The following is a 13,941-nucleotide window of genomic DNA, read 5'->3' as shown; positions in this document are numbered from 1 at the left end:
TTCGCCGCGCACACTCCGGTTTGACTTTCCGCGGAAGCCGCTGCTCCGGGGCCCTGCGGCGGGGAACGAGGGCACCAGGGGGCAGGGTGGGAACAAATGTCCGCGGCCGGGCCGTGAGGTGGTGGATCTTCAGGCGAACCGGCGTCGATCTCGCCTCCGCACACCACCGACGAGCACTTTCTGTTCGACGCCCGGCCCCGAAGCACGTACACTCTCACCTCGTTGGCCTTCGGCGGCCGCGATCGAGCTGGTGCACACCGAGCACCCGTCCGGATGCGGTACGTTGGGGTACGCAGCAAAGGGTCGTAGCTCAATTGGTAGAGCACTGGTCTCCAAAACCAGCGGTTGGGGGTTCAAGTCCCTCCGGCCCTGCTACACACTCCCCGACCAGGAAGTGTGCGCACAGTACGTACGTATTGCACTCGCCGTGCGGCTCAACCGGGCGCGGCACGGCCACGACCCGGAATCAGGTGAGGACGAGTGACGGATGCCGTGGGCTCCATCGACATGCCTGACGCCAGGGACGACGTGCAGGAGAAGAAGACCCGCAAGGGTGGCAAGCGAGCCAAGAAGGGCCCGCTGAAGCGCCTTGCCCTCTTCTACCGTCAGATCATCGCGGAGCTGCGCAAGGTCGTCTGGCCCTCGCGGAACCAGCTCACGTCCTACACCACCGTGGTGATCTTCTTCGTCGCGATCATGATCGCGCTGGTGACTCTGATTGACTATGGGCTCAACCACGCTGCCAAGTACGTCTTCGGCTGAGCCGAGCGCGAAGGACGCCGTGATGCCCGGCGTCCGTTTCGCATGTTCCACCCCTATGTATCCAGGAAGAAGCAGCCACCGTGTCTGACCCGAACCTGAACGACGCCAAGGAGCCGCGCGGGGAGGCCGTCGAGCCCGAGGCCGTCGAGTCCGTGGACGACGAGCTCGAGATCGTCGAGGGCGCGGACGAGGTCGACGAGGCCGAGGCTGCCGAAGCCACCGCGGGTGAGCCGGCCGAAGAGGCCGCCATGCACGTCGTGGACGAGGACGAGAGCGCTGAGGAAGAGGCCGCCGAGGGCGAGCAGGAGCCCGACCTCGACCCGGTCGAGAAGCTCCGCCAGGAGCTGCGCGCTCTGCCCGGCGAGTGGTACGTGATCCACACGTACGCCGGTTACGAGAACCGCGTGAAGACCAACCTCGAGCAGCGCGCCGTCTCGCTGAACGTCGAGGACTACATCTTCCAGGCCGAGGTGCCCCAGGAAGAGGTCGTCCAGATCAAGAACGGCGACCGCAAGACCATCCGCCAGAACAAGCTCCCGGGTTACGTCCTGGTGCGCATGGATCTGACGAACGAGTCCTGGGGCGTCGTCCGCAACACCCCCGGTGTCACCGGCTTCGTCGGCAACGCCTACGACCCGTACCCGCTGACCCTGGACGAGATCGTCAAGATGCTCGCCCCGGAGGCGGAGGAGAAGGCCGCCCGTGAGGCCGCCGAGGCCGCGGGCAAGCCGGCGCCGCAGCGCAAGGTCGAGGTCCAGGTGCTGGACTTCGAGGTGGGCGACTCGGTCACCGTCACCGACGGCCCGTTCGCGACGCTGCAGGCGACCATCAACGAGATCAACGCCGACTCCAAGAAGGTCAAGGGCCTGGTGGAGATCTTCGGCCGCGAGACGCCGGTCGAGCTTTCCTTCGACCAGATCCAGAAGAACTAGTCACTTCTGGACCTATCGCTTCCGACCAGGTCAGGCGGGCTGTCCCAGCCTGCCTGACCTGGTCGGTTTTTGGCCGCGCAGCTATACCCGTTATCGTTGTGCGGTATGCCTGCATCCGGGTGGCACCCGGGAGCGGGCAGGACCCGAATCGAAAGGACCCGGAGAGCTATGCCTCCCAAGAAGAAGAAGGTCACGGGGCTCATCAAGCTCCAGATCCAGGCCGGTGCCGCCAACCCGGCTCCGCCGGTCGGCCCGGCGCTGGGCCAGCACGGCGTCAACATCATGGAGTTCTGCAAGGCCTACAACGCCGCGACCGAGTCGCAGCGCGGTTGGGTCATCCCGGTGGAGATCACGGTCTACGAGGACCGTTCCTTCACCTTCATCACCAAGACGCCGCCGGCCGCCAAGATGATCCTCAAGGCCGCGGGCGTGGAGAAGGGCTCCGGCGAGCCGCACAAGACCAAGGTCGCCAAGATCACCGAGGCGCAGGTCCGCGAGATCGCCACGACGAAGATGCCCGACCTCAACGCCAACGACCTGGACGCCGCCGCGAAGATCATCGCCGGTACCGCGCGTTCCATGGGCGTCACGGTCGAGGGCTGAACCCCACCTTCGTAGAAACCGCGGCCTGAGGGCCGCACGTGGCAGGGCCTGCTCGGCCCGTACCACGCCTCCTTTCAGAACAACACAGGAGCAGTTGTGAGCAAGCGCAGCAAGGCTCTCCGCGCTGCGGACGCCAAGATCGACCGGGAGAAGCTGTACGCCCCGCTCGAGGCCGTCCGTCTCGCCAAGGAGACCTCCACGACCAAGTTCGACAGCACTGTCGAGGTCGCCTTCCGTCTGGGTGTCGACCCGCGCAAGGCCGACCAGATGGTCCGTGGCACCGTGAACCTCCCGCACGGCACCGGTAAGACCGCCCGGGTCCTGGTCTTCGCGACCGGTGACCGTGCCGAGGCCGCTCGTGCCGCGGGCGCCGACATCGTCGGCGCCGACGAGCTGATCGACGAGGTGTCGAAGGGCCGTCTGGACTTCGACGCCGTCGTCGCCACCCCGGACCTCATGGGCAAGGTCGGCCGCCTCGGCCGCGTGCTCGGTCCCCGTGGTCTGATGCCGAACCCCAAGACCGGCACCGTGACCCCGGACGTGGCGAAGGCTGTCACCGAGATCAAGGGTGGCAAGATCGAGTTCCGCGTCGACAAGCACTCGAACCTGCACTTCATCATCGGCAAGGTGTCCTTCGACGACACCAAGCTGGTGGAGAACTACGGCGCGGCCCTGGAGGAGATCCTCCGTCTGAAGCCGTCCGCCGCCAAGGGGCGTTACATCAAGAAGGCCGCCATCAGCACCACGATGGGCCCCGGCATCCTGGTGGACTCCAACCGCACCCGCAACCTCCTCGTCGAGGAGGACCCGGCCGCCGTCTGAACCTGACGGCAGCCGCGGGCACGCGTAGCTGACGACGGGCCCCGCACCTTCCGAGGTGCGGGGCCCGTCGGCGTTCTGCGAGCACTCGACGGACGCCGAGGCGGCGGTTTCCTGTGTCCGGAACCGAAGGAGCCTCCGTGGCTTCCTGGGCCCGGAATTGAACAGCCTTTCCCATCCACTCAAGATAGGGTCAAGATCTCGTTGGGTTCCTTGGGGGGAATCATGAAGTTTGTGCGTGGTGCGGCTGGTCGCGGTGCGGTGGGTGCGGCGCTGGTGGCTCTGGTCCTGAGTGCCGGAGCGGTCTCCTGCTCGAAGGGCGGTGACGGCGGCGGTGGTTCGGAGGAACCGAAGATGACGCCCGCCGCGGCCGTGGCCAAGGCGGCGAAGAACACCGAGGAGATCACCTCCCTCCACTACCGGATGACCGGCACGGTCCCGGGTGAGGGGAAGATCCGCGCCGAGGCCGAGATGGCCATGAAGCCACTCGCCATGAGCATGAATATGACGGCCCCGGACAAGGGCGCTGACGGCAAGGTCGAGATCCGGCTCGTCGACAACGTGATGTACATCGACGGCGGCGCCCAGGCCGCCAAGGAGATGGACGGCAAGCACTGGCTCAAGTTCGACATGGCCGCCATGGGCGCGGACAAGGGCCTGAACACCGACCAGCTCGGCCAGGCCAATCAGAACCCGGCTCAGGAGTCCACCTTTCTCACCAGCTCCAAGAAGGTGAAGAAGGTCGGCACCGAGACCGTCGGTGGCGTGAAGACGACGCACTACACCGGCACGCTCACTCTTGATGACCTGCGCGACTCCCTCAAGGGCAAGAACAAGGCGATCCGGGATCAGCAGGAGAAGAGCCTCCAGGTGTACGAGAAGATGGGCGCCACCACGATCGACATGGACATGTGGATCGATGGTGCCGACCACACCAAGCAGTTCCGCATGCGCAGCGACGCCGACGAGGGTCAACTCGACACGACGATCACGTTCCTCGACCTCAACAAGCCGGTGACCGTGACCGCCCCGCCCGCCAAGGACACGGTCGATCTCGCCGAGATGATGAAGGAAGCCGACCAGAGCTGAGCGCGCCTCGGGAACGGATTTGCTTGACGCGGACCCGTTCCCTTATTCTTCTCCAGAAGCCAAAGACCGCTGGTCGTTGCCGTGAACTCGAACGAGGGCATGGTGGCCGAAGGATCCGCTGAATTGCGGACGACCCGCGCAGGTGACTGTGGAAGAACTCCCGGAGTGTGAGCGATCACCGCCCGTACAACCGGTTGAGTACGCCCCGTGCGCCTGCGCCGGGGCGTTTCGTTTTCCCCAGTCCTCCTTCGGGGTCCGCGCGGTCCGAATCACCCGGAAGGAGGCCGAGGCTCTATGGCGAGGCCCGACAAGGCTGCCGCGGTTGCCGAGCTGACGGACAAGTTCCGCAGCTCCAACGCCGCCGTGCTGACCGAGTACCGCGGTCTCACCGTGGCGCAGCTCAAGACGCTGCGCCGGTCGCTCGGTGAGAACGCCCAGTACGCCGTGGTGAAGAACACGCTGACCAAGATTGCGGCCAACGAGGCCGGGATCACGCTGGACGACCAGCTCTTCGCTGGTCCGACGGCCGTCGCCTTCGTCACCGGTGACCCGGTGGAGTCGGCGAAGGGTCTGCGTGACTTCGCCAAGGACAACCCGAATCTCATCATCAAGGGCGGTGTCCTTGACGGCAAGGCGCTGTCCGCCGATGAGATCAAGAAGCTTGCGGACCTCGAGTCCCGCGAGGTTCTGCTCTCCAAGCTGGCCGGTGCGTTCAAGGGCAAGCAGTCCCAGGCTGCCTCTGTCTTCCAGGCGCTCCCGTCGAAGCTCGTCCGCACCGTGGACGCGCTTCGTGCCAAGCAGGACGAGCAGGGCGGTGCCGAGTAATTCGGCTCGCTTTCCGATCCTCGCCGCGTGAGGTGAGGGTCGATGCGGGCCCGACGTACGCCCGCCTTACCCAGTACACCCGGCACCTGCCGATTTAGTGGAAGGACCGCCATCATGGCGAAGCTCACCCAGGACGAGCTGCTTGCCCAGTTCGAGGAGATGACCCTCATCGAGCTCTCCGAGTTCGTGAAGGCCTTCGAGGACAAGTTCGACGTCACCGCCGCCGCGGCTGCCCCGGTCATGATGGCCGGCCCGGGCGCCCCGACCGCCGAGGCTGTCGAGGAGAAGGACGAGTTCGACGTCGTCCTCACCGGCGCCGGCGACAAGAAGATCCAGGTCATCAAGGTCGTGCGCGAGCTGACCTCCCTCGGCCTGAAGGAGGCCAAGGACCTGGTGGACGGCGCCCCGAAGCCCGTCCTCGAGAAGGTCGCCAAGGACGCCGCGGACAAGGCCAAGGAGGCCCTCGAGGGCGCCGGCGCCTCCGTCGAGGTCAAGTAACACCTCCTCGGGTTCCCAGTGGACTCACGGGCCGTACGGGGCCTTGCTCCGTACGGCTCCGCGAACGCCTCACACCGCCCGTTCGAACACGGGCCGCGGCCCCCGTACGGGACGCCGTCACGGCTCACTCGTAGGGCTGTAACGCGGACGCACTGAAGAGCGATCACCCAACCGGGTGGTCGCTCTTCGGCGTTCCCGACGGCCGGGTGCCGACTGCCTTGCAGCCGTCGTCGCGGAGGGTATGGTGATCTTCGTCGTGCCTCCGAGGCCCCGGCGAATGGCTGCAAGTGACGATGGCAGCACCCGGTTTGGGCAAGTGGGCTCTTGACGAACCGCACGCAGCGCGCAATTCTCAGGAACGCGTCGTCACAACGATCCGGATCCGAGGCATGGATCGCTGACGAAGAGGGCAGTATCGATGTGCAGCGAGGGCGTGGCTTGCCGCAGGTGTTGAGGAACAACGAGGGGCTCCATCGTGAGTCTGCAAACCCGCACTGGACTTCAGTGTGCCAAGTGGCTACACTGACCCTTTGCGCTGCCTGTTAGCTGCTTCCTGCCCGTCACCAGGAGCACGCCCCTCACTTGAGCATCGACGTTGAAGAGTCTCTGACCTGGGACTTTCCATCTCTGTGTCTGGTGGGGACCGGCACGCGCGTAGTGAGTCCGAGCCCTCGGAAGGACCCCCTCTTGGCCGCCTCGCGCACCGCCTCGACCGCGAATACGAACAACGGCGCCAGCACTGCCCCGCTGCGCATCTCCTTTGCAAAGATCAAGGAGCCCCTCGAGGTTCCGAACCTTCTCGCGCTGCAAACCGAGAGCTTCGACTGGCTGCTCGGCAACAGCGTATGGAAGGCTCGCGTCGAGGCGGCTCTGGAGTCCGGTCAGGACGTTCCCACCAAGTCCGGCCTCGAGGAGATCTTCGAGGAGATCTCCCCGATCGAGGACTTCTCCGGGTCCATGTCGCTGACCTTCCGCGACCACCGCTTCGAGCCGCCGAAGAACTCGATCGACGAGTGCAAGGAGCGCGACTTCACGTACGCGGCTCCGCTCTTCGTCACCGCCGAGTTCACCAACAACGAGACCGGCGAGATCAAGTCCCAGACCGTCTTCATGGGCGACTTCCCGCTCATGACGAACAAGGGCACCTTCGTCATCAACGGCACCGAGCGTGTCGTGGTGTCGCAGCTCGTCCGTTCCCCCGGCGTCTACTTCGACTCCTCCATCGACAAGACGTCCGACAAGGACATCTTCTCCGCCAAGATCATCCCGTCCCGGGGTGCCTGGCTGGAGATGGAGATCGACAAGCGCGACATGGTCGGTGTGCGCATCGACCGCAAGCGCAAGCAGTCCGTGACCGTCCTCCTGAAGGCGCTCGGCTGGAGCACCGAGCGGATCCTCGAGGAGTTCGGCCAGTACGAGTCCATGCGCGCCACCCTGGAGAAGGACCACACCCAGGGCCAGGACGACGCGCTGCTCGACATCTACCGCAAGCTGCGTCCGGGCGAGCCGCCCACCCGTGAGGCCGCGCAGACGCTGCTGGAGAACCTCTACTTCAACCCGAAGCGCTACGACCTGGCGAAGGTCGGCCGCTACAAGGTCAACAAGAAGCTCGGTGCGGACGAGCCGCTGGACGCCGGCGTGCTCACCACCGACGACGTCATCGCCACCATCAAGTACCTGGTGAAGCTGCACGCCGGGGAGACCGAGACGACCGGTGAGTCCGGCCGCTCGATCATGGTCGAGACCGATGACATCGACCACTTCGGCAACCGCCGCATCCGCAGCGTCGGCGAGCTGATCCAGAACCAGGTCCGTACGGGTCTCGCCCGTATGGAGCGCGTCGTGCGCGAGCGCATGACCACCCAGGACGTCGAGGCGATCACGCCGCAGACCCTGATCAACATCCGGCCGGTCGTCGCCTCCATCAAGGAGTTCTTCGGCACCAGCCAGCTCTCCCAGTTCATGGACCAGAACAACCCGCTGTCGGGCCTGACGCACAAGCGTCGTCTCAACGCCCTCGGCCCGGGTGGTCTCTCCCGTGAGCGGGCCGGCTTCGAGGTCCGTGACGTTCACCCGTCGCACTACGGCCGCATGTGCCCGATCGAGACGCCGGAAGGCCCGAACATCGGTCTGATCGGCTCGCTCGCCTCCTACGGCCGGGTCAACGCGTTCGGTTTCATCGAGACTCCGTACCGCAAGGTCGTCGACGGCCAGGTCACCGACGAGGTGGACTACCTGACCGCTGACGAGGAGGACCGCTTCGTCATCGCGCAGGCCAACGCGCCGCTGACCGACGAGCTCCGCTTCGCCGAGGCCCGCGTGCTGGTCCGCCGCCGCGGCGGCGAGGTCGACTACGTCGGCGGCGAGGACGTGGACTACATGGACGTCTCGCCGCGCCAGATGGTGTCGGTCGCGACCGCCATGATCCCCTTCCTCGAGCACGACGACGCCAACCGTGCCCTCATGGGCGCGAACATGATGCGTCAGGCCGTGCCGCTCATCAAGTCCGAGGCGCCACTCGTCGGCACCGGCATGGAGTACCGCTCCGCGGTCGACGCCGGCGACGTGGTCAAGGCCGAGAAGGCGGGTGTGGTCCAGGAGGTCTCCGCGGACTACATCACCACCGCCAACGACGACGGCACGTACATCACGTACCGCCTGCACAAGTTCTCGCGCTCCAACCAGGGCACCTCGGTCAACCAGAAGGTCATCGTCAACGAGGGCGACCGCGTCATCGAGGGCCAGGTCCTCGCCGACGGTCCGGCCACCGAGAACGGCGAGATGGCCCTCGGCAAGAACCTGCTCGTGGCGTTCATGCCGTGGGAGGGTCACAACTACGAGGACGCGATCATCCTGTCGCAGCGCCTCGTGCAGGACGACGTCCTCTCCTCGATCCACATCGAGGAGCACGAGGTCGACGCCCGTGACACCAAGCTCGGCCCCGAGGAGATCACCCGGGACATCCCGAACGTCTCCGAGGAGGTCCTCGCCGACCTCGACGAGCGCGGCATCATCCGCATCGGCGCCGAGGTCATCGCCGGCGACATCCTCGTCGGCAAGGTCACGCCGAAGGGCGAGACCGAGCTGACCCCCGAGGAGCGCCTGCTGCGCGCGATCTTCGGTGAGAAGGCCCGTGAGGTCCGTGACACCTCGCTGAAGGTGCCGCACGGCGAGACCGGCAAGGTCATCGGCGTGCGCGTCTTCGACCGCGAGGAGGGCGACGAGCTGCCGCCGGGCGTGAACCAGCTCGTCCGCGTCTACGTCGCGCAGAAGCGCAAGATCACCGACGGTGACAAGCTCGCCGGCCGTCACGGCAACAAGGGTGTCATCTCCAAGATCAACCCGATCGAGGACATGCCGTTCCTGGAGGACGGCACCCCGGTCGACATCATCCTCAACCCGCTGGGTGTGCCGTCCCGAATGAACCCGGGACAGGTCCTGGAGATCCACCTCGGCTGGCTCGCCAGCCGCGGCTGGGACGTCTCCGGTCTCGCCGACGAGTGGGCCAAGCGTCTCCAGACCATCGGTGCCGACCAGGTCGCCCCGGGCACCAACGTCGCCACCCCGGTCTTCGACGGTGCCCGCGAGGACGAGCTGGCTGGTCTGCTCCAGCACACCATCCCGAACCGCGACGGCGAGCGCATGGTGCTCCCGTCCGGCAAGGCCCGGCTGTTCGACGGCCGCTCCGGTGAGCCGTTCCCGGACCCGATCTCGGTCGGGTACATGTACATCCTGAAGCTGCACCACCTGGTCGACGACAAGCTGCACGCCCGTTCGACCGGTCCGTACTCGATGATCACCCAGCAGCCGCTGGGTGGTAAGGCCCAGTTCGGTGGCCAGCGCTTCGGTGAGATGGAGGTGTGGGCCCTCGAGGCCTACGGCGCCGCGTACGCCCTCCAGGAGCTGCTGACCATCAAGTCCGACGACGTCACCGGCCGCGTGAAGGTCTACGAGGCCATCGTCAAGGGCGAGAACATCCCGGAGCCCGGCATCCCCGAGTCCTTCAAGGTGCTCATCAAGGAGATGCAGTCCCTGTGCCTGAACGTGGAGGTGCTGTCCAGCGACGGTATGTCCATCGAGATGCGTGACACCGACGAGGACGTCTTCCGCGCTGCGGAGGAGCTCGGCATCGACCTGTCCCGGCGCGAGCCGAGCAGCGTCGAAGAGGTCTGACGGGAGTCCGGCGGGCCTTGATCGCTCAAGGCCCGCCGGCCCCAGGACCCCCGTATCAGACCCCAAGACTTACGACCCTGAGAGGGATTGACGCATAGTGCTCGACGTCAACTTCTTCGACGAGCTCCGGATCGGCCTGGCCACTGCGGACGACATCCGACAGTGGAGCCACGGCGAGGTCAAGAAGCCCGAGACCATCAACTACCGCACCCTCAAGCCCGAGAAGGACGGCCTCTTCTGCGAGAAGATCTTCGGCCCCACCCGGGACTGGGAGTGCTACTGCGGCAAGTACAAGCGCGTCCGCTTCAAGGGCATCATCTGTGAGCGTTGTGGCGTCGAGGTCACGCGCGCCAAGGTGCGCCGTGAGCGGATGGGCCACATCGAGCTTGCCGCTCCCGTCACCCACATCTGGTACTTCAAGGGCGTTCCGTCGCGGCTGGGCTACCTGCTCGACCTCGCCCCGAAGGACCTGGAGAAGGTCATCTACTTCGCGGCGTACATGATCACGTACGTCGACGAGGAGCGCCGCACCCGCGACCTGCCCTCCCTGGAGGCGCATGTCTCCGTCGAGCGGCAGCACATCGAGAACCGTCGCGACTCCGACCTGGAGGCCCGCGCCAAGAAGCTCGAGACCGACCTGGCCGAGCTGGAGGCCGAGGGCGCCAAGGCCGACGTGCGCCGCAAGGTGCGCGAGGGTGCCGAGCGCGAGATGAAGCAGCTCCGCGACCGTGCGCAGCGCGAGATCGACCGCCTCGACGAGGTGTGGACCCGGTTCAAGAACCTCAAGGTCCAGGACCTCGAGGGCGACGAGCTGCTCTACCGCGAGCTGCGTGACCGCTTCGGCACGTACTTCGACGGCTCGATGGGTGCCGCGGCGCTGCAGAAGCGCCTGGAGTCCTTCGACCTCGAGGAAGAGGCCGAGAGGCTCCGCGAGATCATCCGCACCGGCAAGGGCCAGAAGAAGACCCGCGCCCTCAAGCGCCTGAAGGTCGTCTCCGCGTTCCTGCAGACGTCCAACAGCCCCAAGGGCATGGTCCTCGACTGCGTGCCGGTCATCCCGCCGGACCTGCGTCCGATGGTGCAGCTCGACGGTGGCCGCTTCGCGACCTCCGACCTCAACGACCTGTACCGCCGTGTCATCAACCGCAACAACCGCCTGAAGCGCCTTCTCGACCTCGGTGCCCCCGAGATCATCGTGAACAACGAGAAGCGCATGCTCCAGGAGGCCGTCGACGCGCTCTTCGACAACGGCCGTCGTGGTCGCCCGGTCACAGGCCCCGGCAACCGTCCGCTGAAGTCGCTGTCCGACATGCTCAAGGGCAAGCAGGGCCGCTTCCGGCAGAACCTGCTCGGTAAGCGAGTCGACTACTCGGCGCGTTCCGTCATCGTCGTCGGCCCGCAGCTCAAGCTGCACCAGTGCGGTCTGCCCAAGGCCATGGCGCTGGAGCTGTTCAAGCCGTTCGTGATGAAGCGTCTGGTCGACCTGAACCACGCGCAGAACATCAAGAGCGCCAAGCGCATGGTCGAGCGCGGCCGCACGGTCGTGTACGACGTCCTCGAAGAGGTCATCGCCGAGCACCCCGTGCTGCTGAACCGTGCGCCCACCCTGCACCGCCTCGGCATCCAGGCCTTCGAGCCGCAGCTCGTCGAGGGCAAGGCCATCCAGATCCACCCGCTCGTCTGCACCGCGTTCAACGCGGACTTCGACGGTGACCAGATGGCCGTGCACCTGCCGCTGTCCGCGGAGGCGCAGGCCGAGGCCCGCATCCTGATGCTGTCCTCGAACAACATCCTCAAGCCGGCCGACGGCCGCCCGGTGACGATGCCGACCCAGGACATGGTCCTCGGTCTGTTCTTCCTCACCACGGACGGCGAGCTGCGTGACGTCAAGGGCGAGGGCCGCGCGTTCGGCTCCACGGCCGAGGCGATCATGGCGTTCGACGCCGGCGAGCTGGCGCTGCAGTCGTCGGTCGACATCCGCTTCCCGGTGGGCACCATCCCGCCGCGCGGCTGGACCCCGCCGGCGCGGGAAGAGGGCGAGCCGGAGTGGCAGCAGGGCGACAGCTTCCGGCTGCGCACCACGCTGGGCCGCGCGCTCTTCAATGAACTGCTGCCCGAGGACTACCCGTTCGTCGACTACTCGGTGGGCAAGAAGCAGCTCTCCGAGATCGTCAACGACCTGGCCGAGCGCTACCCCAAGGTCATCGTGGCGGCGACGCTCGACAACCTGAAGGCGTCCGGCTTCTTCTGGGCGACCCGTTCCGGTGTCACCGTGGCCATCTCCGACGTCGTCGTTCCCGAGGCGAAGAAGGAGATCGTCAAGGGCTACGAGGCGCAGGACGAGAAGGTCCAGAAGCAGTACGAGCGCGGTCTGATCACCAAGGAAGAGCGCACTCAGGAGCTCATCGCGATCTGGACCAAGGCGACCAACGAGGTCGCCGAGGCGATGAACGAGAACTTCCCCAAGACGAACCCCATCTTCATGATGGTTGACTCGGGTGCCCGAGGAAACATGATGCAGATGCGGCAGATCGCCGGTATGCGTGGTCTGGTGTCGAACGCGAAGAACGAGACCATCCCGCGTCCGATCAAGGCCTCGTTCCGTGAGGGTCTGTCCGTGCTGGAGTACTTCATCTCCACGCACGGTGCCCGTAAGGGTCTGGCGGACACCGCTCTGCGTACCGCCGACTCGGGTTACCTCACCCGTCGTCTGGTCGACGTCTCCCAGGACGTCATCATCCGCGAGGAGGACTGCGGCACCGAGCGCGGTCTCAAGCTCAAGATCGCGGAACGGGGCGCGGACGGCGTGCTGCGCAAGACCGAGGACGTCGAGACCTCGGTGTACGCGCGCTGCCTCGCCGAGGAGATCGTCGTCGACGGTCAGGTGCTGGCTCCGGCCGGTACGGACCTGGGTGACGTGCTCATCGAGGACCTGGTCTCGCGCGGCATCGAGGAGGTCAAGACCCGCTCGGTCCTGACCTGTGAGTCCGCGGTCGGCACCTGCGCCATGTGCTACGGCCGTTCGCTGGCCACCGGCAAGCTGGTCGACATCGGTGAGGCGGTCGGCATCATCGCCGCCCAGTCCATCGGTGAGCCCGGTACCCAGCTCACGATGCGTACCTTCCACACCGGTGGTGTGGCCGGTGACGACATCACCCAGGGTCTGCCGCGTGTCGTCGAGCTCTTCGAGGCCCGTACGCCGAAGGGTGTCGCCCCGATCTCCGAGGCGTCCGGTCGCGTGCGCATCGAGGAGACCGAGAAGACCAAGAAGCTCGTCATCACGCCGGACGACGGCAGCGACGAGAGCTCGTACCCGATCTCGAAGCGCGCCCGTCTCCTGGTCGGCGAGGGCGAGCACGTCGAGGTGGGCCAGAAGCTCACCGTGGGTGCCACCAACCCGCACGACGTGCTGCGCATCCTGGGTCAGCGTGCCGTCCAGGTCCACCTGGTCGGCGAGGTCCAGAAGGTCTACAACTCGCAGGGTGTGTCGATCCACGACAAGCACATCGAGATCATCATCCGGCAGATGCTCCGCCGCGTGACGATCATCGAGTCCGGCGACGCCGAGCTGCTGCCTGGCGAGCTGGTCGAGCGCTCGAAGTTCGAGACCGAGAACCGTCGTGTGGTCCAGGAGGGCGGTCACCCCGCCTCCGGCCGTCCGCAGCTCATGGGTATCACCAAGGCGTCGCTGGCGACCGAGTCGTGGCTGTCCGCCGCGTCCTTCCAGGAGACGACCAGGGTCCTCACGGACGCGGCGATCAACGCCAAGTCCGACTCCCTGATCGGCCTCAAGGAGAACGTCATCATCGGTAAGCTCATCCCGGCCGGTACGGGTCTGTCCCGCTACCGCAACATCCGGGTCGAGCCGACCGAGGAGGCCAAGGCCGCGATGTACTCGACCGTCGGCTACGACGACATCGACTACTCGCCGTTCGGTACGGGCTCCGGCCAGGCCGTGCCGCTGGAGGACTACGACTACGGTCCGTACAACCAGTAAGGCGTACGTCTGACGCTGTGAAGGGCGGTCACCCCGCGAGGGGTGGCCGCCCTTCGGCGTCGCGTGGGGGAGAGGACGGGCCTGGAGCGGGCTCAGGGCCGCGTTTCCCACCATGCCTGACATCACCTGACATCAAGCCGTTTCGCGGCTATCTCGGGCGTTCAGGGCCGTGACGGGACATCTCGCAAAAGGGCGGCGTGTCGGAGCCCACTCCATTTGTTTTGACCGAAGTCCGTGAGGTAG

General features: G+C 66.1%; 9 protein-coding genes and 1 tRNA gene. All 10 read left to right on the top strand.

Annotated elements, in window-relative coordinates; genetic code table 11:
• Window positions 1-299: 299 nt before the first annotated feature.
• The 10 genes from ACZ60T_RS10600 (at window position 300) to ACZ60T_RS10555 (ending at window position 13,698) form a co-directional block, all read left to right on the top strand.
• Window positions 300-372, top strand: a tRNA-Trp gene (locus tag ACZ60T_RS10600).
• 108 nt (window positions 373-480) lie between these two features.
• Window positions 481-762 carry a preprotein translocase subunit SecE gene (gene secE / locus ACZ60T_RS10595; RefSeq protein WP_252424585.1) on the top strand — a complete coding sequence of 94 codons (282 nt, stop codon included), beginning with the start codon at window positions 481-483 and terminating at the stop codon, window positions 760-762.
• 80 nt (window positions 763-842) lie between these two features.
• Complete coding sequence (gene nusG, locus ACZ60T_RS10590; RefSeq protein WP_365632437.1) at window positions 843-1,694, top strand: transcription termination/antitermination protein NusG; 852 nt, start codon at window positions 843-845, stop codon at window positions 1,692-1,694.
• Between the two features lie 168 nt (window positions 1,695-1,862).
• Complete coding sequence (gene rplK / locus ACZ60T_RS10585; protein ID WP_053846805.1) at window positions 1,863-2,297, top strand: 50S ribosomal protein L11; 435 nt, start codon at window positions 1,863-1,865, stop codon at window positions 2,295-2,297.
• A 96-nt stretch (window positions 2,298-2,393) separates the two neighbouring features.
• The gene (gene rplA, locus ACZ60T_RS10580) at window positions 2,394-3,119 is read left to right on the top strand and encodes a 50S ribosomal protein L1 (protein ID WP_365632440.1); all 726 of its coding nucleotides are present in this window, start codon (window positions 2,394-2,396) and stop codon (window positions 3,117-3,119) included.
• Window positions 3,120-3,341: 222 nt separating this feature from the next.
• On the top strand, window positions 3,342-4,205 hold the full coding sequence (locus ACZ60T_RS10575) for an SCO4651 family lipoprotein (RefSeq protein ID WP_469665524.1): 864 nt from the start codon (window positions 3,342-3,344) through the stop codon (window positions 4,203-4,205).
• A gap of 294 nt (window positions 4,206-4,499) precedes the next feature.
• Window positions 4,500-5,030: a 50S ribosomal protein L10 gene (gene rplJ, locus ACZ60T_RS10570; RefSeq protein ID WP_020941659.1), complete on the top strand. Its 531-nt coding sequence runs from the start codon at window positions 4,500-4,502 to the stop codon at window positions 5,028-5,030.
• Window positions 5,031-5,144: 114 nt separating this feature from the next.
• Complete coding sequence (gene rplL, locus ACZ60T_RS10565) at window positions 5,145-5,528, top strand: 50S ribosomal protein L7/L12 (protein WP_365632446.1); 384 nt, start codon at window positions 5,145-5,147, stop codon at window positions 5,526-5,528.
• Window positions 5,529-6,215: 687 nt separating this feature from the next.
• A complete protein-coding gene (gene rpoB, locus ACZ60T_RS10560) occupies window positions 6,216-9,701 on the top strand; it encodes a DNA-directed RNA polymerase subunit beta (protein WP_365632449.1) in 3,486 nt (1,161 codons plus the stop codon).
• A gap of 97 nt (window positions 9,702-9,798) precedes the next feature.
• Entirely contained in the window at window positions 9,799-13,698 is a 3,900-nt protein-coding gene (locus ACZ60T_RS10555; RefSeq protein WP_365632452.1) for a DNA-directed RNA polymerase subunit beta', read from the top strand.
• Window positions 13,699-13,941 lie beyond the last annotated feature (243 nt).

The organism is Streptomyces sp. NPDC104371 (assembly GCF_055583785.1).
The sequence above is the reverse complement of the archived record's forward strand: the minus strand, read 5'-3'. Positions and strand labels throughout refer to the sequence as shown.